The organism is Variovorax paradoxus (assembly GCF_040544635.1).
GTDB lineage: Bacteria > Pseudomonadota > Gammaproteobacteria > Burkholderiales > Burkholderiaceae_C > Variovorax > Variovorax paradoxus_R.
In genome coordinates, this window is record NZ_JBEPKJ010000010.1 from 1 (window position 1) to 20,786 (window position 20,786).

The 20,786-nt window shown below is 66.8% G+C and carries 15 protein-coding genes; 11 read left to right on the forward strand and 4 right to left on the reverse strand.

The window, feature by feature from the left end; all coding sequences use genetic code 11:
- Positions 1-673: 673 nt before the first annotated feature.
- The gene (locus ABIC94_RS17245) at positions 674-1,819 is read left to right on the forward strand and encodes a hypothetical protein (RefSeq protein ID WP_354374221.1); all 1,146 of its coding nucleotides are present in this window, start codon (positions 674-676) and stop codon (positions 1,817-1,819) included.
- On the opposite strand, the gene ABIC94_RS17250 is transcribed toward ABIC94_RS17245, so the two are convergent.
- The 3 genes from ABIC94_RS17250 to ABIC94_RS17260 are packed head-to-tail and all read right to left on the reverse strand — an operon-like array spanning position 1,733 to position 7,682.
- Positions 1,733-3,313 carry an efflux transporter outer membrane subunit gene (locus ABIC94_RS17250; protein ID WP_354374222.1) on the reverse strand — a complete coding sequence of 527 codons (1,581 nt, stop codon included), beginning with the start codon at positions 3,311-3,313 and terminating at the stop codon, positions 1,733-1,735. The genes ABIC94_RS17245 and ABIC94_RS17250 overlap by 87 nt on opposite strands.
- The gene (locus ABIC94_RS17255) at positions 3,310-6,450 is read right to left on the reverse strand and encodes an efflux RND transporter permease subunit (protein ID WP_354374223.1); all 3,141 of its coding nucleotides are present in this window, start codon (positions 6,448-6,450) and stop codon (positions 3,310-3,312) included. The genes ABIC94_RS17250 and ABIC94_RS17255 overlap by 4 nt, the downstream gene beginning before the upstream one ends.
- Positions 6,451-6,461: 11 nt before the next feature.
- Positions 6,462-7,682 carry an efflux RND transporter periplasmic adaptor subunit gene (locus tag ABIC94_RS17260; protein ID WP_354374224.1) on the reverse strand — a complete coding sequence of 407 codons (1,221 nt, stop codon included), beginning with the start codon at positions 7,680-7,682 and terminating at the stop codon, positions 6,462-6,464.
- 170 nt (positions 7,683-7,852) lie between these two features.
- Here ABIC94_RS17260 and baeS point away from each other — a divergent pair, with 170 nt between their 5' ends.
- The gene (baeS, locus tag ABIC94_RS17265; protein ID WP_354374225.1) at positions 7,853-9,232 is read left to right on the forward strand and encodes a sensor histidine kinase efflux regulator BaeS; all 1,380 of its coding nucleotides are present in this window, start codon (positions 7,853-7,855) and stop codon (positions 9,230-9,232) included.
- A complete protein-coding gene (locus ABIC94_RS17270; RefSeq protein WP_354374226.1) occupies positions 9,229-9,912 on the forward strand; it encodes a response regulator in 684 nt (227 codons plus the stop codon). The genes baeS and ABIC94_RS17270 overlap by 4 nt, the downstream gene beginning before the upstream one ends.
- A gap of 91 nt (positions 9,913-10,003) precedes the next feature.
- Here ABIC94_RS17270 and ABIC94_RS17275 read toward each other — a convergent pair whose 3' ends face one another.
- Complete coding sequence (locus tag ABIC94_RS17275) at positions 10,004-10,792, reverse strand: DeoR/GlpR family DNA-binding transcription regulator (RefSeq protein ID WP_354374227.1); 789 nt, start codon at positions 10,790-10,792, stop codon at positions 10,004-10,006.
- A gap of 213 nt (positions 10,793-11,005) precedes the next feature.
- Here ABIC94_RS17275 and deoC point away from each other — a divergent pair, with 213 nt between their 5' ends.
- From deoC to ABIC94_RS17315, 8 genes are all read left to right on the forward strand, one after another.
- Complete coding sequence (deoC, locus tag ABIC94_RS17280; protein ID WP_354374228.1) at positions 11,006-12,091, forward strand: deoxyribose-phosphate aldolase; 1,086 nt, start codon at positions 11,006-11,008, stop codon at positions 12,089-12,091.
- Positions 12,092-12,095: 4 nt separating this feature from the next.
- Positions 12,096-14,507 (forward strand): aldehyde dehydrogenase family protein, encoded by a 2,412-nt coding sequence (locus ABIC94_RS17285; protein WP_354374229.1) that lies wholly within the window; start codon positions 12,096-12,098, stop codon positions 14,505-14,507.
- 123 nt (positions 14,508-14,630) lie between these two features.
- A complete protein-coding gene (locus ABIC94_RS17290; protein WP_354374230.1) occupies positions 14,631-15,083 on the forward strand; it encodes an RbsD/FucU family protein in 453 nt (150 codons plus the stop codon).
- A gap of 5 nt (positions 15,084-15,088) precedes the next feature.
- Complete coding sequence (locus tag ABIC94_RS17295; RefSeq protein ID WP_354374231.1) at positions 15,089-16,033, forward strand: ribokinase; 945 nt, start codon at positions 15,089-15,091, stop codon at positions 16,031-16,033.
- Between the two features lie 13 nt (positions 16,034-16,046).
- Entirely contained in the window at positions 16,047-17,099 is a 1,053-nt protein-coding gene (locus ABIC94_RS17300; protein ID WP_354374232.1) for an ABC transporter permease, read from the forward strand.
- 11 nt (positions 17,100-17,110) lie between these two features.
- Positions 17,111-18,115 (forward strand): substrate-binding domain-containing protein, encoded by a 1,005-nt coding sequence (locus ABIC94_RS17305; RefSeq protein ID WP_354374233.1) that lies wholly within the window; start codon positions 17,111-17,113, stop codon positions 18,113-18,115.
- Between the two features lie 11 nt (positions 18,116-18,126).
- Positions 18,127-19,731 carry a sugar ABC transporter ATP-binding protein gene (locus tag ABIC94_RS17310; RefSeq protein ID WP_354374234.1) on the forward strand — a complete coding sequence of 535 codons (1,605 nt, stop codon included), beginning with the start codon at positions 18,127-18,129 and terminating at the stop codon, positions 19,729-19,731.
- The gene (locus tag ABIC94_RS17315; protein ID WP_354374235.1) at positions 19,728-20,771 is read left to right on the forward strand and encodes an ABC transporter permease; all 1,044 of its coding nucleotides are present in this window, start codon (positions 19,728-19,730) and stop codon (positions 20,769-20,771) included. The genes ABIC94_RS17310 and ABIC94_RS17315 overlap by 4 nt, the downstream gene beginning before the upstream one ends.
- Positions 20,772-20,786: the final 15 nt, after the last annotated feature.

Genomic DNA, 20,786 nt, shown 5'->3' on the forward strand with positions numbered 1-20,786 from the left:
CTACGGCGAAGTGGGCAAGCTCTGGGCCTCCGGTGGCGACGCGAAGGTGAAGCGCACGGTGCAAGGCTCATTGGGGTTGCGCATGAAGTGGTGAGCGCATCGATGCCTGCATGCAGTTCGGGATGATTTCCGGCGCGTGATCGGGCTCGCCTGGCGATTCGTCTATGGCTGAAATCAACCGATACCTGAAGCGCCCTCATCCCATGAATAGCTGATGTGCGCCCTTCCTTGCCGAAAGATACTGCTGCAGAGAGCAGGAGGTTAAAACCTGAGAGCTAGCGACTTTCATTGCTCGGACACAAGAGCTCGATCAGGACGGAGAAGAAGAACCATGAATCTCGTAAGCACCTTCGGCATAGTCGCGACTGCTTGCGCTCTTACCGCCTGCGCTGTGGGTAGCCCCCCTGCCAAGCTAGAGCCCCCACGAAGTGCAATCGGCAGCACGACTGCACCCGCCTGGGCCATCTCCCCTGTTCCTATAGCCCCTGATCCGCCCGCCCGTCCGGTCGCGTCCCCGGGACCGCCCGCTGGTGGGACCCCAATTCCAGCACCCGCTCCAGCCGCAGTTCCTGCTGCAGCAGGAACGCCGCCTCCGGCACCCGCCGCAAATGGTGCACCGGTTGCGGCTCCAACTCCTGACGCAACAACCAAAGACCGGCGGCCAATACCGCGAGTGGACATCACTCCCCTGACAGGCTACACCGACCTTGACCGGAGTACCAACACAGCAGTGTCCCTGCACAATATGTACACACGCTTGGCTGTCGTTGGCGATGCCAACGAACAGAATGGCCTGCCCGGGCAAGAAGCGACGCAGGAACGTGGGTACGAGACACGTCAGTGGCTTCAGCGCTATCTCATCGGGCTCAAGGATGACATCAATCTTTCCTTGAGAGTGCGCACGGGAAGCTACGAAGAGACGATCTCGCTGGCAACACTCTCTTCCACGAGCGACCGCAATGGGTCGACATGGGATCGGGACGTTACGCATGACGCGCACAACTTTCCATGGTTTCTCGCCAACCGCGATGCGGCCGCCCCGATCCCGCAGTTGGTCTTGCAGTTTCGCGGCAGCCGCGCGATGGAGTCCGGTGCGGCCAGTGCCGCTTTGCAAGCAGCACTCGGTGCAATCAAGACGGTCAGTCCTCAAGCGACCGTCATTACGAAACTCAGTGAGCCCGGCACCAGAGAACGTGCGTCTGCAATCGATCAAGTCATAAGCAAGCTCTTCTCGAGCAAGGTCGGGGAGACACACCGCAGTGATCGGAATCTTGTCCAATGGACTGCGGAAGGTGGGGTTCGCGTCGCTCTTCGAGTCCCAAGAAGTACCTCCGATTGGGACGGCCCCTTGCAAGAGGTAGGTTACTGGACCATCGGCTTCGCGCCGCCGCGGCCTTCGCTCTTTTCCCAGTGGCAGATATGTGAGCCCAGTTCCAAGGCGACATACTGCATGAGAAAACCCGAGGAGGCCAAAAAGGCCATCCTCGAAACCAAGAATGCAGCGGCGATCCTGTCTTACCCGCTGATAAGGAATTCCGCGGGCGACCTTACGATCAAATCGCACCTTCTCCAGCAGAACTGGTACGTGGCTGCTCAGACCTCGTTCGTTGGGAATGTTCTCTCTGATTCGGGAACGGCAAATTTCCTGTGTCTCACGATCATCGAATCGATGATGGCGCTCGGCCTCAACGACTTGGACGCCTGGCTGGTGACGTGGGCGGCGATGAAGGGCTTACCCCAAGCGAAAGCAATGCACCCTGCAGCGTTGAGCAATGCGCAAGCCTGTGTAGAAGTCACCAAAAGTGTGAGCGCTTCTTGAGTGCGCTCTCGTGAGATCCGGCCCATCTGAATCATTCAGCTTCTCCCGTCTGCAAGCCCCCCCGAGAACCTTGTAGAGCGTGACACGGTTGCTGCTCTCCGTGAGCTGGAGCGAGATCAGGTTCTGTTGCGCCGTATAGAGGCTTCGCTGCGAATCCAGCGCGTCGAGATAGCTGTCGACGCCGCCGCGATAGCGCGCCGTGGACAGCTTGTAGCTTCGCGATGCCGCCTCCACCAGTGCTTGTTGCGCATCCAGCCGCTCCTGCAGCGTGGCGCGGACGGCCAGGGCATCGGCCGTCTCCTTGAATGCCGTCTGGATGGTCTTCTCATAGGTGGCCACCGCGACGTCGCGTTCGACCTCCGATACCTTGAGCGAAGCACGCAGGCTGCCGGCGTTGAAGATCGGCACGCTGATGCCGGGCGCGAACGACCAACTGCGGTTGCCGCTGCCGAACAGACCCGCGAGCTGGCTGCTGCTGAAGCCGGTCGATGCCGTCAGCGAGATGGTCGGAAAGAACGCCGCGCGGGCCGCACCGATGTCCGCGTTGGCGGCCTTCAGCGAGCGCTCCGCGGAGAGGACGTCGGGGCGCTGCAGCAACACCGAGGAAGGCATGTCGGCGGGAATCTGCGCCAGCGCCACCGGCGCCTTCAGGGCTTCTTCCGGCGGCAGCATTTCCTCGGGCACCGTGGCGCCGACGATCAGTTCCAGGGCGTTGCGGTCCTGCTGCACCTGCGCGGCGTAGCTGGCGACATCGGCCCTTGCGCTTTCCACGCTGGTCTGAATCTGCGCCAGATCCAGGCCGGACGCCGTGCCCTGCGCATGCTGGTGCTCGGTCAGCCCCAGCGATTCGCGTTGGCTCTCCAAGGTCTGGCGCGCGAGGGCGAGCCGCTGCCGGTCCGCCGCCAGCGTCAGCCAGTCGCCCGCAACTTCCGCCACCAGGCTCAGGCGCGTGCTGCGCTGGGTTTCCGTAGTGGCCAGGAAGGTCTGCAGGGCCTCGTCCGTCAGGCTGCGGATACGACCGAACAGGTCGAGCTCGTAGCTGCTGAACCCGACGTCGGCGCTGTACTGGCGGCTGATGACTGCGCTGGCCGAACTGCTGCCGGAGCTTGTGCTTGCGCTGACCGAAGCTGGTGTCCGGCTGGCGCTCTGGCTGCCTCCGGCGGTAATCGCGGGAAACAGGTCCGCCCGCTGGATGCGGTACTGCGCGCGCGCCTTCTCGATGTTGAGCATGGCAATGCGCAGGTCGCGGTTGTTCACCAGGGCCAATGCGATCACCTGGCGCAGGCGTTCGTCCTGAAAGAAGTCTTGCCAGGGAATCTCGGCGGCCGGCCTGTTCACGGATGCCGTGTCGGCGGTGGCCGCTTGGGTGGCCGGCGCGTCACGCCACTGCGGGGCCACGGGAGCATCAGGCCGCTGGTAGTCGGGCGCCATGCTGATGCATCCACCGAGCAGGAGCGCGGTCGCCAGCAGGGAGGGCAAGCCGAAGCGCTTCATGCTTCCACCTCCCCGGCACGTGGCGCGGCGTCGCGGCGCCCCGGAAAGAGCGAGCGCACGGCCACATAGAACAGCGGTACGAAGAAGATGCCGAACGCAGTGGAAAACAGCGTTCCGCCGAACACGCCGGTGCCCAGCGAGTGGCGTCCGCCCGAGCCGGCGCCGCTGCCGATCACCATCGGCAGCACGCCGAGCATGAAAGCCAACGAGGTCATCAGGATCGGGCGCAGCCGCAGGCGCGCGGCCTGCAGGGTTGCCTCCACCAGGGAAACGCCCTTGGCCTCCAGTTCCTTCGCGAACTCGACGATCAAGATGCCGTTCTTCGCAGCCAGCCCCATGGTGGCCAACAAGCCGACCTGGAAGTAGATGTCGTTCGAGAGGCCGCGCAGCCAGGTCGCCAGCAATGCGCCGGCGATGCCCACCGGCACCGCCAGCATCACCGAGATCGGGATGGACCAGCTTTCGTACAGCGCGGCAAGGCAAAGGAACACGAACACCAGCGATGCGGCATAGAGCAGCCAGGTCTGGGAGCCGGCGGCCTGCTCCTGATAGGACATGTCCGACCACGAATAGCCGAAACCGCCCGGAAGCTGCCTGACCAGGCCGGCAATCTCCGCCATGGCCTCGCCGGAGCTGACGCCGCTTGCGGCGCTGCCGGTGATTTCCATCGACTCGGAGCCGTTGAAGCGCCGCAGTACCTGCGGTGCAAAGCCCCACCCGCTGCTCGAGAAGCTCGAGAACGGCACCATGTCGCCGCTGGCGTTGCGCACGTGCCAGCGCTCGATGTCCTGCGGCAGCATGCGTGCGGACGCCTCGCCCTGCACATAGACCTTCTTCACGCGGCCGCCGTTGAGAAAATCGTTGACGTAGCTGCCGCCCATGATGGTCGACAGCGTGCTGTTGATGTCGGATGCTGAAAGTCCGAAGGCACCCGCCTTCCGGTCGTCCATCGAGACCTGGAAGGTGTTCGCGTCTTCCAGGCTGTTGTAGCGCACGGCGCTGAGCTTCGGGTTCCTGGCGGCTTGCGCGAGGAGCTCGCGGCGAGCCTCGGCCAGCGCCTCGTGGCCGCGGCCCGCCAGGTCCTGCAACTGCAGCGTGAAGCCGGAACTCGTGCCAAGGCTGCTGATCGCCGGAGGCGTCATGGCAAAGACCTGCACATCGCGCATGGACCCCATCATCGCCCCGGTGATGCGCATGGCGACCTGCTGCGCGGACGCACTGCGCTGGCTCCAGTCCTTGAGCTTGATGAAGCCCATGCCGGCGTTCTGACTGCTGCCCGCAAAGCTGAAGCCGGCGACCGCGAAGATGCCTTCGACCTCCGGTTGCTGGAGCACGAACTCCGTCACCTTGTCCATCGACTGCAGCGTGCGCTGCTGCGTGGCCCCGGGCGGTGCGCTGTACATCACCATCAGCATGCCCTGGTCCTCCTCCGGCAGGAAAGAAGAAGGCAGGCGCCAGAACAGTAGGCCCATCACGACCACCGCGACAAGGTAGACGAGGCCGCCGAGCTTGCGGTGCTTCAACACCTGCGAAACGCCGTTTCCGTAGCGTTCGGCACCGCGATCGAAGCGGTTGTTGAACCATGCGAAGAAACGGCCCAGCGGCCCGCGGGCGGACGCATGGCCGCCCTTCTCTATCGGCTTGAGCAGCGTGGCGCACAGTGCCGGGCTCAGGGTCAATGCGACGATCACCGAAAGAATCATCGACGCCGCGATGATGACCGAGAACTGGCGATAGATTTCGCCCGTTGCACCGCCGAAGAAGGCCATCGGCACGAACACCGCGGTCAACACCAGCGCAATGCCCACCAGCGCGCCTGTGATCTGGCCCATCGACTTGCGCGTGGCCTCGCGCGGCGACAGCCCCTCTTCGGACATCACGCGCTCGACGTTTTCCACCACCACGATGGCATCGTCCACCAGGAGGCCGATGGCCAGCACCATGCCGAACATGGTCAGCGTGTTGATCGAGTATCCGAGCAGCGACAGCACACCGAAGGTGCCCATCAGCACCACCGGCACGGCAATGACCGGCACCAGCGTCGCCCGCCAGTTCTGCAGGAACAGATACATGATCAGAACCACGAGCACGATGGCCTCGAGCAGGGTCTGGACAACTTCCTCGATCGAGATGCGCACGAAAGGCGTGGTGTCGTAGGCCACCTTGTAACTCAGGCCGGCGGGAAAATACGGCTGAAGCTCTCCCAGCTTGGCCTCCACCGCCTTGGCAACGCTCAGTGCGTTGGCGCCCGTCGCCAGTTGCAGGCCCATGCCCGCGGCCGGTTTTCCGTTGAACTTGGCGGATGACGAATAATTCTCCGAGCCGAGTTCCACGCGCGCCACGTCGCGCAGGTAGACGGTCGCTCCGCTCGTATCGGACCTGAGCACGATCGCTTCGAACTGGTCGACGCTCTTGAGCTTGCTGCGCGACGTGACCGTGGCATTGAGCTGCTGTCCGTCGACTGCCGGGAGGTCGCCGAGCGCGCCGGACGAGACGTCCGCGTTCTGCGCGGAGATGGCGCTCGTGATGTCCGAGGGCATCAGCGCGTAGGTCTGCAGCTTTTCCGGATCGAGCCAGATGCGCATCGAGTACTGCGAGCCGAAGACGTTGGCGTTGCCGACGCCGTTGACGCGGCTGACCGAGTCCTTCAGCGTGGACACCATGTAGTCGGCAATGTCGGTGGCGCTCATGCTGCCGTCATCCGAGGTGAACGCCAGCACCATGAACATGCCGCTGCTGCCGGCCTTCCGCACCGTCACGCCCTGGCTCTTCACCGCTTCGGGCAGCATCGCCTCCGCCTGCGAAACCTTGTTCTGAACCTGGACCTGCGCCGTGTCCGCATCGGTTCCCGACTTGAAGGTCAGCGTCAGGGAGGCTGTTCCCGCCGAACTGCTGCTCGAAGACATGTACAGCAGATTGTCCAGGCCGGTCATCTGCTGCTCGATGATCTGCGTGACCGAGTTCTGCACCGTTTCAGCCGAAGCGCCCGTATAGGTTGCATTGACGGAGATCGTCGGCGGTGCGATGTCGGGGTACTGTTCCAGCGACAGGTTGAAGATCGAGATGGCACCGGCCAGGGTGATGACGATGGCGATCACCCACGCGAAGATGGGGCGGTCGATGAAGAAGCGAGCCATGGCCGTTCTCCTCAGTTCGCCGGCCGCGTGCCAGAGGGCACTGCCGCGGTGGGGAGGGTCGCTGCCTTCTGCGCCGCGCGACCGTCGGCCACCCTGTCGGCCACCTTGACGCTGTCGCCGGCCTTCACCTTCTGGCCGCCCTCGACCACCACCTTTTCACCGGCCTTCAGTCCGGAGCGAACCGACCACCGGTCGCCCACCGCCTGGCCGATCTCCAACACCCGCTGCTGCACCTTCGCGTCCTCGCCGACCACCAGCGCGACGGCTTCGCCCTTGGCATTGCGCGACACGCTCTGCTGCGGAATCAGCAAGGCCTGCTCGTCGGTCGCCATCGACAGAACGGCCTTCACGTACATGCCCGGCAGCAGGAGCTTCTCGGGGTTGGGAACGATCGCGCGCAGCTGCACGTTGCCCGTGGTCTTGTCGACCGAAGCGCCGACAAACTCCAGCGTGCCGGCACGCGCATAGGTGCTGCCGTCCTCCAGCACGATGCGCACCTGCGCCTTGCCCGCGACGGCTTTCAGCGCACCGGCGTCGAGCTGCCGGCGCAGCTGCAGCAACTGCGCGCTGGACTGCGTCACGTCGACGAGGATCGGATCGAGCTGGTTGATGGTTGCCAGCGCCGTACTCTGGTCGGCCGTGACCAGCGCGCCCGGCGTAGACGTGGAGGTGCCGATGCGGCCCGGGATCGGCGCTGTGATCCGCGTGTAGTTCAGGTTGATCTTCGCGCTTTGCAGCGAGGCCTTCGCCGCAATCACCGAAGCTTCGGCTTCGCGCAAGGCCGCCAGGGCCTCGTCGCCGGACTGCTTGCTGACGGCATCCAGCGCCACCAGGCTGCGGTAGCGCTCGGCCTTGGGGCGCGCCGAGATGACCGACGCCTCGGCTTTCGCCAGGTCGCCTCTGGCCGTGTCGTAGGCGGCCTGGTAGGTCGCGGGGTCGATCTCGTAGAGAACCTGTCCGGCCTTCACGTCCGCGCCTTCGCTGAACAATCGCTTGCGCAGGATGCCGCCCACTTGCGGACGCACGTCGGAGCTCTGGTAGGCACTGGTGCGGCCCGGCAATTCGCTGTCGATCGCAAGGGATTCGGGCTTGACGGTGATTGCGGCGACTTCGGCCTGCGGCATCGCGGGCATGGGCTGTTGGCGCGAGCAGGCGGTCAGCGCCAGCACCACGGCCAGTGCCGCCGCAGACACAGGAAGCCGGAACGGGTATGGGGAATCGAAGCGAGTCATGAGCGTGGAGAGATGTCGGCGTGACCGAAAGTCGCCATGCTCGGAAGAAAATGTGGAGCAACTATGGATGCCACGGCCAGGCCCCGGCCCATCCTTGATTTTGTCGGCCGGTGCGGCGCTAATACCCGGATGACCCGGCATCATCCGTCCGCCATCGGCCGCCTCTTTCCATGAAAGTCGGCATCACAGCCAAGCTCTTCCTCGCCGTGCTGGTGGCCTGCGCCGCCGTGCTGGTCGTGCAGGGTGTCGCCATGCGCATCAGCTTCGAGCGCGGCTTTCTGGGCTACCTGAACGAACAGGCCACGCAGCGCATGGAAGAGATCGTGCCGCGCCTTGCGGCGGGCTATGACAAGCATGGCAACTGGGACTTCCTGCGCACCGACTTCAGGGCATGGATGGACCTCGCACTCTCGCGCGCCCAGGACGCGTCCACGCCGCCTGCGCTGACCTCCTCCGACCAGACCGGCGTGATCTTGCGCATGGGCGTGCTGGACGCCGGGTTGCGGCATGTCGCCGGCAACCCCCAGGTGGCGGCCGATTCCATTCGCCTGCCCGTGGTGGCAGGCGGCCGCACCGTGGGCTGGATTGCGACGGTGCCCTTCGAGAAGGTGCTCGCAAGCGGCGAGGCCCGCTTTCTCGAACAGCAATTCGGGGCGCTGCGGATGATCGTCCTGGCCTCGCTCGCCGTGGCCGCCCTGCTGACCTTCGTGCTCGCGCGGGCGTTGCTGCGGCGCGTGCGCGGCATGGCCGGCGCCACCCACCGGCTCGCGGCCGGCGACTACGCCTCGCGCGTCGAGATCGGCGCCAACGACGAACTGGGGACCCTCGCCCGGGACTTCAACCAGCTCGCGCAAACGCTGGAGCACACCGAGCGCGCGCGGCGCACCTTCATGGCGGACATCTCGCACGAGCTGCGCACGCCGCTCGCGGTGCTGCGCGCGGAGTTGGAGGCCATCCAGGACGGCATCCGGCCGCCGAGCGCCTCCACGCTGGAGGCCATGAACCAGGAGATCGGGCAGCTGGGCAAGCTGATCGACGATCTGCACGACCTGTCGCTGACGGACGTCGGCGCAATGGCTTACCGGCGCGCGCCGATCGATCTTGTGACCGTGCTGCAGGCCGCACAGGCTGGCATGCAACGGCGCTTCGAGGCGGCCGGCCTGCGGCTCGAGGTGTCGATCGCACCGCCCCCGCTGTCGATCAGCGGCGACGAGGCACGCCTGCAGCAGCTGTTCGGAAACCTGCTGGAAAACTCGCTGCGCTACACGGACAAGGGCGGCATCGTGCGGCTGCACTGCCAGCGCGATGACGCAGTGGCCGGCATTTCCATCGAGGACAGTGCCCCCGGGGTTCCCGAGGACAAGCTGGAAAAGCTGTTCGAGCGCTTCTACCGCCTGGAAGCCTCGCGCAACCGTGCCAGCGGTGGCAGCGGCCTGGGGCTGGCGATCTGCCGCAACATCGTCGAGGCACACGACGGCAAGATCGTCGCCGAGCCATCGCCGCTGGGCGGGCTGCGCATCCGCATCGAATTGCCGCTGGCCGCGCCATGAACACCCCGCAAGCGCACATCCTGATCGTCGAGGACGAGCCCCGGCTGGCCGCAGTGCTGGGCGACTATCTCGGCACCGCCGGCTATACGCACCATTGGGTTGCCGACGGCGCGCTGGCCATGCCTGCCTTCCACGAGCAACGGCCCGACCTGGTCCTGCTGGACCTCATGCTGCCCGGGCGCGACGGCATGGACATCTGCCGCGAGCTGCGCAGGCACAGCACGGTGCCGGTGATCATGCTGACCGCGCGCGTCGAGGAGATCGATCGGCTGCTGGGCCTGGAGATCGGCGCCGACGACTACGTCTGCAAGCCCTTCAGCCCCCGCGAGGTGATCGCGCGCGTGGGTGCCGTGTTGCGCCGCTATCGCCAGGGGCCCGATGCCGATGCGTCCGGAACCGTGCTGGTTCTCGAGGCAGAGACATACCGCGCGAGCCTCAATGGCCGCTTGCTCGATCTCACGCCCGTGGAGTTTCGCCTGCTCGGGGTGCTGTATGGATCGCAGGGGCGGGTGTATTCGCGCGAGCAGCTGCTCAACCGCATCTACGACGACCAGCGTGCCGTCACCGACCGTGCGGTCGACAGCCACATCAAGAACCTGCGCCGCAAGCTCGTCGAGGCCGGGGGAGCGGACGACTGGATCAGGTCGATCTATGGCGTGGGGTACCGGATGGAGCTGTGATGCTGGACGGAGAACCTGAAGGTGTCCCTCTCGTCCGGCCTGAGCCTGCGGTTGCTCAACTGGCGCGAGGTGCCGGTGGTGGAGTAAGGCCTCAGGCGGCCATGGGCCGCGCAAACTCGATCGGCAGCTCCTTGAACTGTTTGCGCAAACCCGGCGCGGGCGCCCCGCCCACCACGATGCGCGCAAACGCATCGAGCGGACTGAAGAAAGCGGGCCGCAGTCGGTTGAGCTTGCTTTCATCCGCGATCAGGAAGCTCTCGGATGCGCTGCGGATTGCCGCCTGCTTCACGGGTACTTCGTGAAAATTGGAGCAGCTCGCGCCCCGCTCCAGGTCCAGCCCGCCAGCTGAAATGAAGGCCTTGTTCACGCCCAGTCGATTGAGATATTGCAGCCCCTCGTCGGAAAAGAACGTGGCCGACGACGCGTGGTACAGCCCGCCCATCAGCATCAGCTGCGTATTCGGCCGGCGGCTCAGGATCGACGCGATGTTCGCGGAGTAACACACCACGCTCAGCGGGATCTCGGGCGGCAATGCCTCCGCAAAATGGACCATGGTGGTGCCGCAATCGATGAACAGGCTGTCATGCGCCTGCACCCATTCGGCGGCGCGTTGGCAGGCCACGCGCTTGTGCGCCGCGTGCTGGTCGCTAGCCTCGTCGAGCGAGTACCTGTCGCCGCCCGGCAGCGCAGTCGCGAGCACATAGCCGCCGAGGGCACTGAGCGGTGAATCGGCCGCAGAAAGGTCGCGGCGGATGGTCATTTCCGTCACGTCCAGCCGCTGTGCGGCCTGCTTGATCGGCAACGGTCCGCCGGTCTCGACGAGCTCCTGCATCTTTGCAAGGCGCAGGGCCCGGGCCTCGGCGCCGGCGGTCTTTCGCATGTTGTTGTTCCTCTGGTCCACAAGCCCGAGTATCGGGCATCGAAAATGTTATTTCAAAAACATCTTGCGCGATTAAATGTTATTGCAATAACATTCATGCCGCTACGCCGACGGCCCTGCACGACGGCTTGCACAACCGATCAGAGACAACGACATGTCCATTGCCTGCCTGCCGCTCATGCGGTGCCTGCGCGCCCCGGTGCCCTTCACGCCATGAATTCCACTTCCCTCGTTCGTGCCAGCGGCGCGGTGCGCGCGCGCCCCGTTTCAACCGCCGCGGCCGCATCGCCGCCGGCTGTTGCCGCTGAGGCCGACGCTGCCGCCGCGGCGCCCGACAACAAGCCGCACCCCGTCGCGCGCAACACCGCGCAGCCCTTCGAGGCCGGCTGGTTCGACAACATCCGCGTCAATCTCTCGGCCGCCGAACGCCGCGTGGCCACGCTGCCCGGCCGCCGCTCGGTCAAGAAGGACGCGCAGGCCGGCTGGCTGCTCAAGGCCATCAGCTGCATCGACCTGACCACGCTCAACGGCGACGACACGGCCGAGCGCGTGCGCAGGCTGTGCGCCAAGGCCGTGACCCCCGTACGCCCCGACCTGCTGGCCGCGCTGGGCTTTGCGGACCGCACGCTGCACACCGGCGCGGTCTGCGTCTATCACCGCTTCGTGGCCACGGCCGTCGATGCGCTCGCGGGCACCGGCATTCCGGTGGCGGCGGTGTCCACAGGCTTTCCGGCCGGGCTGATTCCGCACGAACTCAAGCTCAAGGAAATCGAAGCCTCGGTACGCGACGGCGCGGCCGAGATCGACATCGTCATCACGCGCGAACATGTGCTCACCGGCGAGTGGCGCAAGCTCTACGACGAGATGCGTGACTTCCGCCTCGCCGCGGGCGATGCGCATGTGAAAGCCATCCTCGCGACGGGCGAACTCAAGACGCTGCGCAACGTGGCCAAGGCTTCGATGGTCTGCATGATGGCCGGCACCGATTTCATCAAGACCTCCACCGGCAAGGAAGGCGTGAACGCCACGCCGCTGGTGACGCTGGTGATGCTGCGCATGATCCGCCAGTACGAAGCCCGCACGGGTTTTCGCGTGGGCTACAAGCCGGCCGGCGGTGTCTCCACCGCCAAGACCGCGCTCGACTACCAGGTGCTCATGAAGGAAGAGCTGGGCCGCGCCTGGCTCGAACCCGAGCTGTTCCGCATCGGCGCCTCCACCCTGCTGGCCGACATCGAGCGCCAGCTGGAGCACCACGTCACGGGCCGCTACTCGGCCTTCCACCGCCACCCGATCGGATGACCCGATGAGCAGCAGCAACAGCAGCGTCGCACGCTATTTCGACACCATGGACTACGGCCCCGCGCCAGAGAGCGACACCGACGCCCGCCAATGGCTCTCGCGCCATGCGGAGGGCTTCGGCCACTTCATCGGCGGCCGTTTCACCGCCGCATCGGCCGGCGCGCATTTCGACACCGTCGAGCCGGCCACCGGCCAGCGGCTCGCCCGCATCGCACAAGGATCTGTCCAGGACGTGGATGCGGCCGTTGCCGCGGCGCGCGCCGCGCAGGCCGGTTGGCTGGCGCTCGGCGGCCATGGCCGTGCACGGCACCTGTACGCCCTGGCGCGCATGGTGCAGCGCCATGCGCGGCTGCTCGCGGTGGTCGAGGCGCTGGACAACGGCAAGCCGATCCGCGAGACGCGCGACCTCGACGTACCGCTGGCGGTGCGCCACTTCTATCACCACGCCGGCTGGGCGCAGTTGCAGGAGCGCGAGTTCGCCGACCAGGTGCCGCTGGGTGTCATCGGCCAGATCATTCCGTGGAACTTCCCGCTGCTGATGCTGGCCTGGAAGATCGCGCCCGCGCTCGCGCTGGGCAACACGGTGGTGCTCAAGCCCGCGGAGTTCACGCCGCTCAGCGCCCTGCTGTTCGCCGAACTTGCGGCGGAGGCCGGCCTGCCCGCCGGCGTGCTGAACGTGGTGACCGGCGACGGCGCCACGGGCGCGGCGCTGGTGGCGCACGAAGGCGTCGACAAGATCGCCTTTACCGGCTCGACCGACGTGGGCCGCCTGATCCGCGAGGCCACCGCGGGCTCGGGCAAATCGCTCACGCTGGAGCTGGGCGGCAAGTCGCCCTTCATCGTGTTCGACGACGCCGACATCGATGCCGCGGTCGAAGGCGTGGTCGACGCCATCTGGTTCAACCAGGGCCAGGTGTGCTGCGCCGGCTCGCGGCTGCTGCTGCAGGAAGGCATCGCGGCCGACTTCATCGAACGCCTCAAGCGCCGCATGCAGAGCCTGCGCGTGGGCCTGCCGCTGGACAAGGCGATCGACATCGGCAGCCTGATCGACCCCTCTCAGCTCGAGCGCGTGCGTTCGCTGGTGGCCACGGGGGTGCGCGAAGGCGCGGCCTGCTACCAACTGCCGGGCGTGCTGCCGGCGGGCGGCAGCTTCTTTCCGCCCACTCTGCTGACGGGCGTGCACCCGGCTTCCACGGTCGCGACCGAAGAGATCTTCGGGCCGGTGCTGGTGACCATGACCTTCCGCACGCCCGACGAGGCCGTGGCGCTGGCCAACAACACGCGCTACGGTCTCGCGGCCAGCGTGTGGAGCGAGACCATCGGCCTTGCGCTGGGCATCGCGCCGCAACTGCAGGCCGGCGTGGTGTGGGTCAATGCGACCAACCTGTTCGACGCGGGCGTGGGCTTCGGCGGCTACCGCGAGTCGGGCTACGGCCGCGAAGGCGGACGCGAAGGCTGCTACGAATACCTGAAGCCGCGCGCATGGGCAGAGCGCAAGCCGCGTTTGGCCGCAGCACCTGCCCCGGCGGCAAGCGAAGCCGACAAGGCACCGGCCGCCGGCGCGCTTCCAGCCATCGACCGCACGGCCAAGCTGTTCATCGGCGGCAAGCAGGTGCGCTCCGACGGCGAGCAGTCGCAACCCGTGTTCTCCGCCACCGGCCATCGGATCGGCGAGGTGGGAACCGGCAACCGCAAGGACATCCGCAATGCCGTGGCCGCTGCGCGCGCCGCCGCAGGCTGGTCGAGCGCCACGCCGCACCGCCGCGCCCAGGCGCTCTACTACCTGGCCGAAAACCTCTCGGCACGCGCCGGCGAATTCGCCGCGCGTCTCACAAGCCTGACCGGCGTGGCCGCGCGCGCCGCAGAGGCCGAAGTCGACGCCGCCGCAAGCCGCCTCTTCGCCTACGGGGCCTGGGCCGACAAGTACGAAGGCACGGTGCATGTGCCGCCGCTGCGCGGCGTCGCGCTCGCCACCGTCGAGCCCATCGGCGTGGTCGGCGTGGTGTGCCCCGACGAGGCGCCGCTGCTCTCCTTCGTGAGCCTGCTCGCCCCGCTGCTCGCCATGGGCAACCGCACGGTGATCGTGCCGAGCGAAAAGCATCCGCTGATCGCCACCGACTTCTACCAGGTGCTCGAAACCTCCGACCTGCCCGCCGGGGTGGTCAACCTCGTGACCGGCCCCGCTGCCGGCCTTGTGCAGACGCTGGCCGAACACGACGACGTCGATGCGTTGTGGGTCTTCGGCGCGAAGGCGCTGTCACGCAGCGCCGAGCGGCTGTCTGTCGGCAATCTCAAGCGCACGCTGGTCGATCACGGCCTGGCCACCGACTGGCACGACGGCGCAGCCGCCGAAGGCCCGCTGTTCCTGCGGCATGCCACGCAGGTCAAGAACATCTGGATTCCTTATGGCGAATGAACCTCGGCGATGCCGCCGAAACCCCGGAAACCAAGGGAAATCCCCAAATAGCAAACGTTTGCGCAAACGTTTTCTTTCCATAAGATCGCGGCCAACCGAACCGTTCCTTCTCGAGGAGTACGCATGCTGAAGTCCATCCATCCGCTGCTCAATGCCGACGTGCTGTACGCCTTGCGCGCCATGGGCCATGGCGACGAACTGGTGCTGTGCGACGCCAACTTTCCGGCCGACTCGGTCGCACGCCAGACCACGCTGGGACGGCTGCTGCGCATCGACGGCGTGGGCACCACCGAGGCGGCGCGCGCCATCCTCTCGGTGCTGCCGCTCGACGAGGCGGTGGACGATCCGGCACGCCGGATGGAAATCATGGGCGAGCCGAACGAGATCCCGCCGGTGCAGCAGGAAATGCAGCGCGAGATCGACGCCGCCGAGGGGCGCTCGCGCCCGCTGGGCTCGATCGAACGCTTCGCCTTCTACGAAGCCGCGCGCCGCGCCTACTGCGTGATTGCCACCGGCGAGCGCCGCTTCTACGGCTGCTTCATCTTCAAAAAGGGCGTGCTCGCGCCGCAGGACTGAACCCCATGACCGTCGTCACTTCCAGGCAGCGCGGCGTGGCCGTGCTCGGCATCTTCGTTGCCGACCTCGCGTTCCGCGCGGCCAGCCTTCCGGGCGTGGGCCAGACCATTGCCGGCTCTGGCTTCGCGATGGGCCCGGGCGGCAAGGGATCGAACCAGGCCGTGGCGGCCGCGCGCGCAGGCGCCGGGGTGACGTTCATCTCCAAGCTGGGGCAGGACGCCTTCGGCAACGACGCGCTCGCCCTGTGGTCGCGCGAAGGCATCACGCCGCGCGCGCCGCAGGTGACGGCTCAGCCGACCGGCGCGGCGTTCATCTACGTGCATGAAGTCACCGGCGACAACGCCATCATCGTGGTGCCGGGCGCGGCCGCGCTGATCGATGCAGCCGACGTGGATGCGGCCGCCGATGCGATCCGCGGTGCGCGCGTGTTCGTCACCCAGCTCGAACAGCCGGCCGCCGCCGCACAGCGCGGGCTGGAGATTGCACGCAAGGCCGGCACGGTCACGGTGTTCAACCCCGCGCCCGCCCTGCCCTTCGACGATGCGCTCTACGCGCTGTGCGACTACATCACGCCCAACGAACACGAGGCCGCGGCCCTGAGCGGCATGCCCGTCGAAACCCTCGAGGACGCGCGCCGCGCGGGCGACTTCTTCCTCGCCAAGGGCGTGGGCTGCGCGCTCATCACGCTCGGCGACAAGGGCGCCCTGCTGCACAGCGCCAGCGGGTCCGAGCACATTCCGGTATTCCGCGCCGGCACGGTGAAGGAAACCGCCGGCGCGGGTGACGCCTTCAACGGCGGCTTTGCGGCCGCGCTGGCCGAAGGTGCCACCGCCCGCGAGGCGGCGCGCTTCGGCGCGGCGGTCGCGGCCATCTCGGTGACGCGCGCGGGCACGACACCCTCGATGCCCACGCGCGCCGAAGTCGATGCGCTGCTGGCCCGCGCCGCCTGACAGGACTCTCTTCATGAAGCTCACGTTTTCAGACCGCGAACTCAACTTCCTGGTCGGCATCAACGTCCTCATCCTCGTGGTGGCGACGGTGCTCTCCAAGGGCGACTTCCTCGACGTCTACAACTTCCAGTCTATGGGGGGCCAGTTGCCCGAGCTGGGCCTGCTGGCCATGGGCGTGGCGCTGTCGATGATCTCGGGCAACGGCGGCATCGACCTGTCGGGCGTGGCGCTGGCCAACCTGGCCGGCGTGGTGGCCGCCACGCTCGCACCGCAGCTGGCCTCGCCCGACGTGTCGCCCTGGCTCTACACCGGCTGGTTCGCCGCCATTGCGCTGGCGGTGGGGCTGGCCGGCGGGCTGCTCAACGGCGTGCTCATCGCGAAGGCGGGCCTCACGCCGATTCTCTGCACGCTGGGCACGCAACTGCTCTACACCGGCCTGGCCGTGGTGCTCACGGGCGGCTCCAGCCTGCGCGTGGGCAATGCCGAGGCGCTCTCCGCCATCGGCAACGAAATGGTGCTGGGCGTGCCGATTCCGTTCGTGATCTTCCTCGCGATGCTGCTGGCCGTCGGCTGGCTGCTGCGGCAGAGCCCCTTCGGCATCCGCCTGTTCCTGCTCGGCACCAACGCCAAGGCGGCGCGCTACGCCGGCATTTCGCAGGCCCGCATGCTGATCGCAACCTATGCGCTGTGCGGATTTCTCGCGGCCGTGGCCGGCGTGATCATCGCCGCGCGCACCGCGAGCGTGAAGTCGGACTACGGCAACTCCTACCTGCTGATCGCCATCCTCATCACGGTAATGGCGGGCGTGCGGCCGCAGGGCGGCTACGGACGCATGGTGTGCCTGTTCTTCTCGGCGGTGGCACTGCAGCTGCTGTCGAGCACCTTCAACCTGCTGGGCATTTCCAACTTCTTCCGCGACTGCGCCTGGGGCCTGTTGCTGCTGTTCTTCCTGGCGTACGGGCGCTTCGGCCTGCAGGACTTGCGCGTCTTTCTTTCCACCACGCGCTCCAGCGCACCGCCGCACCAGCTCCCTCCTGGCGTGACGCAAAGAAATCCCGAGGGCTAGGAGACAAACAAATGCTGAAGAAAACCAAGTTCGCCTGCACCGCGCTCGCACTCACCGCCGTGGCTTTCGCCTCGGCACTGCATGCGCAAGGCAAGCCGCAAGACATCGTCACCGTGGTCAAGATCACGGGCATCAGCTGGTTCAACCGCATGGAAGTGGGCGTGAAGGAATTCGGCGCAAGCACGCCGGGCGTGACCACGCGCCAGATCGGCCCGGCCCAGTCGGACGCGGCGCAGCAGCAACGCCTGGTGGAAGACCTGGTGGCCAAGAAGGTCGACGCCATCGCCGTGGTCTCGATGGACCCGCCCACGCTGGAGCCGGTGCTCAAGCGCGCGATGGAGCGCGGCATCAAGGTCGTGACGCACGAAGCCGACAACCAGAAGAACACCATGGTCGACATCGAGGCCTTCGACAACACGGCCTACGGCGCGCGCATCAACGAGCGGCTCGCGGCCTGCATGGGCCAGCAGGGCAAGTGGACCTCGCTGGTCGGCTCGCTGGGCAGCCAGTCGCAGGTGCAGTGGGCCGACGGCGGCGCCTCCAACGCGAAGAAGTACCCCAAGATGGCGCTGGTCGACGCCAAGAACGAATCGCTCAACGACGCCGAGAAGGCCTACGGCAAGGCCAAGGAGATGCTGCGCAAGCACCCCGACCTGAAGGGCTTCCAGGGCTCGTCGTCGCTCGACGTGCTGGGCATCGGCCGCGCCGTGGAAGAAGCCGGCCTGCAGGGCAAGGTCTGCGTCTTCGGCACCGGGCTGCCGAGCGAGGCAGCCAAGTTCCTCGAGTCGGGCGCGGTCGGCGGCATCGCCTTCTGGGATCCGAAGGACGCCGGCCTCGTCATGAACAAGGCGGCCAAGATGCTGATCGACGGCAAGACCATCACCGACGGCGCCGACATGGGCGTGCCGGGCTACAACAAGGTCTCGGTCAAGAAGGGCCCGGGCGTCGGCATCATCGTCACGGGCCAGGCCTGGGTCGAGGTCGACAAGCAGAACTACAAGAAGTACGCCTTCTGAGCCTGCGAACCATGACCCTTGCAGCGCTCTCTACGCCCGCCGCGCCTGTCCCGCCCGTCCCGCATTTCCCGGCCGCGCCGGCGGGGCGCCGCGTCTTTCTCGAAGTGCAGGACGTGCACAAGCGCTTCGCGGGCGTGCACGCGCTGCGCGGCATCGACCTGACGATCGAGGCCGGCGAGATCTACCACCTGCTCGGCGAGAACGGCTGCGGCAAGAGCACGCTGATCAAGATCATCTCGGGCGCGCAGCCGCCGAGCCAGGGCCGCATCGTGATCGACGGCACGCCGCACGATGCGCTGTCGCCGCTGGAGGCGCTCACGCTCGGCATCGAGACGGTCTACCAGGACCTGTCGCTGTTGCCGAACATGAACGTGGCCGAAAACGTCGCGCTCAGCGAGCAGCTGGTGAATACCGGCGGCAAGCTGGCGCGCCGCTTCGACCGCAAGGCGGTGGCGGCCACGGCCGTGCGCGCACTGGAAACGGTGAAGCTGCCGACCGATGCCGCCTTCCTGGCGCGCCGCGTCGACGAACTGCCCATCGCCACGCGCCAACTGGTGGCCATTGCGCGGGCCGTGGCCACGCGCGCGCGCATGGTCATCATGGACGAGCCCACCACTTCGCTCACGCAGAAGGAGGTGGACAACCTCGTGCACGTGGTCGAGGCGCTGCGTGCACAGGGCGTGGCAGTGCTGTTCGTGAGCCACAAGCTCGACGAGTGCATGGCCATGGGCGGCCAGGCCATCGTGTTCCGCGACGGCACCAAGGTCGCACAGGGTCCGATCAAGGACTTCACCAAGGCCGAACTCTCGCACTGGATGACCGGCAAGCAGCTCGACGGCGCACGCTACCGCCACCGCTCGCACGACGGCGACACGCTGCTGAAGGTCGAGGCGCTGGGCCGCGGTACGCAGTTCAGCGACGTGGGCTTCACATTGCACAAGGGCGAGATCCTGGGCATCACCGGGCTGCTCGATTCGGGCCGCAACGAGCTGGCGATGGCGCTCGCGGGCGTGCAGGCCGCGGACCGCGGCCGCATCTCGCTCGCGTCGAAGGCCATCACGCTGAAGACACCGGCCGACGGCATTCGCCAGGGCATCGGCTATGTGCCCGAAGACCGGCTCAGCGAAGGCCTTTTTCTCGACAAGCCGATTCGCGACAACATCGTGACGGCCGTGCTCAGCCGCCTGCGCGGCCGCTTCGGCGCACTCGATGCGCGCCAGTGCCAGGCGCTGGCCGAACGCACGGTGGCGGACCTGCAGATCGCCACGCCTGACGTGGACCGGCCGGTGCAGTCGCTCTCGGGCGGCAACCAGCAGCGCGTGCTGATCGGGCGCTGGCTCGCCATCGATCCGCGGGTGTTGATACTGCACGGCCCCACCGTAGGCGTGGACGTCGGCTCCAAGGACACCATCTACCGCATCGTGCAGCGCCTGGCCGAACAGGGGCTGGGCGTGATCCTGGTCAGCGACGACCTGCAGGAGCTGCTGCAGAACTGCGACCGCATCCTGCTGATGCGCAAGGGCCGCATCGCCCACGACTTCGATGCGCAAGGGCTGGCCGAAAGCGAGCTGTACCGCGCGCTGGTTTCCGACACACCCTCACCCGCTTTCTCATGACGGCTTCCACCATGCAAGCGCACACCACCGCTGTGCCCACGGCCCCCAAGCCCCGCACGCACACGTCCTGGCGCCACTGGCTCGCGCAGCGCCCCTCGGTCTTCACGCTGGCGTTGATCGTTCTGGTGAGCCTGGTAGTGGGTGCGATCAACCCGAGCTTCTTCCAGTTGCCGGTACTGTTCGACATCGTGCGCGCCTGCACGGTGCTGGGCCTGTTCGCGCTCGGCGTGCTGATCGTGCTGGCCGCGGGCGGCATCGACGTGTCGTTTGCGGCGATTGCCGCGCTCACGATGTACAGCATCACCAAGCTCGTGCTCAACTACTTTCCGGAAGCGCCGATTGCGCTGCTGCTGGTGGCAGGCGCGGTGAGCGGTGCCCTGCTGGGCGTGCTCAACGGCCTGCTGGTGCACTGGCTCAAGGCGCCTTCGCTGATCGTGACCATCGGCACGCAGTATCTGTACCGCGGCATTCTGCTGACCTTCGTCGGCACCGTGTTCTTCATGAACGTGCCGCTGCCGATGGACGCCTTCGGCAAGCTCGCGCTCTGGCGCTTCGACACGCCGCAGGGCCTGCATGCGGTGCTGCCGGCCACCGTGCTGGTGCTGGCCGGCGCGGCGGTACTCACCTGGTGGCTGCTGAACCGCACGCTCATCGGCCGCGCGGTGTACGCCATTGGCGGCAGCCTGGCGATCGCGGAGCGGCTGGGCTACAACCTGCGCACCGTTCACGTCTTCGTGTTCGCGTACGCGGGCTTCCTGTCGGGCCTCGCGGGCATCGTGCATGTGTCGAGCACGCGGCTGGCCAACCCTTTCGACCTGGTGGGCAACGAACTGGACGTGATCGCAGCCGTGATCCTCGGTGGCGCGCGTATCACCGGCGGCAGCGGCACCGTGGGCGGCACGCTGCTCGGCGTGGTGCTGGTCACGCTGATCAACAACGTGCTGATTCTGGCGGGCGTGCCGAGCACCTGGCAGAAGGTCATCATCGGGGCCTTCATCCTGGTGGCGGGAGCTTGCTTCGCGATGCGCAAGCAGGCCTGAGGGTTTCGGCAGTAT

Coding starts and splice junctions, on each gene's coding strand:
- ABIC94_RS17250 (WP_354374222.1), bottom strand. CDS start 3,313: ATGAAGCGCTTCGGCTTGCCCTCCCTGCTGGCGACCGCGCTCCTGCTC.
- ABIC94_RS17255 (WP_354374223.1), bottom strand. CDS start 6,450: ATGGCTCGCTTCTTCATCGACCGCCCCATCTTCGCGTGGGTGATCGCC.
- ABIC94_RS17260 (WP_354374224.1), bottom strand. CDS start 7,682: ATGACTCGCTTCGATTCCCCATACCCGTTCCGGCTTCCTGTGTCTGCG.
- baeS (WP_354374225.1), top strand. CDS start 7,853: ATGAAAGTCGGCATCACAGCCAAGCTCTTCCTCGCCGTGCTGGTGGCC.
- ABIC94_RS17270 (WP_354374226.1), top strand. CDS start 9,229: ATGAACACCCCGCAAGCGCACATCCTGATCGTCGAGGACGAGCCCCGG.
- ABIC94_RS17275 (WP_354374227.1), bottom strand. CDS start 10,792: ATGCGAAAGACCGCCGGCGCCGAGGCCCGGGCCCTGCGCCTTGCAAAG.
- deoC (WP_354374228.1), top strand. CDS start 11,006: ATGAATTCCACTTCCCTCGTTCGTGCCAGCGGCGCGGTGCGCGCGCGC.
- ABIC94_RS17285 (WP_354374229.1), top strand. CDS start 12,096: ATGAGCAGCAGCAACAGCAGCGTCGCACGCTATTTCGACACCATGGAC.
- ABIC94_RS17290 (WP_354374230.1), top strand. CDS start 14,631: ATGCTGAAGTCCATCCATCCGCTGCTCAATGCCGACGTGCTGTACGCC.
- ABIC94_RS17295 (WP_354374231.1), top strand. CDS start 15,089: ATGACCGTCGTCACTTCCAGGCAGCGCGGCGTGGCCGTGCTCGGCATC.
- ABIC94_RS17300 (WP_354374232.1), top strand. CDS start 16,047: ATGAAGCTCACGTTTTCAGACCGCGAACTCAACTTCCTGGTCGGCATC.
- ABIC94_RS17305 (WP_354374233.1), top strand. CDS start 17,111: ATGCTGAAGAAAACCAAGTTCGCCTGCACCGCGCTCGCACTCACCGCC.
- ABIC94_RS17310 (WP_354374234.1), top strand. CDS start 18,127: ATGACCCTTGCAGCGCTCTCTACGCCCGCCGCGCCTGTCCCGCCCGTC.
- ABIC94_RS17315 (WP_354374235.1), top strand. CDS start 19,728: ATGACGGCTTCCACCATGCAAGCGCACACCACCGCTGTGCCCACGGCC.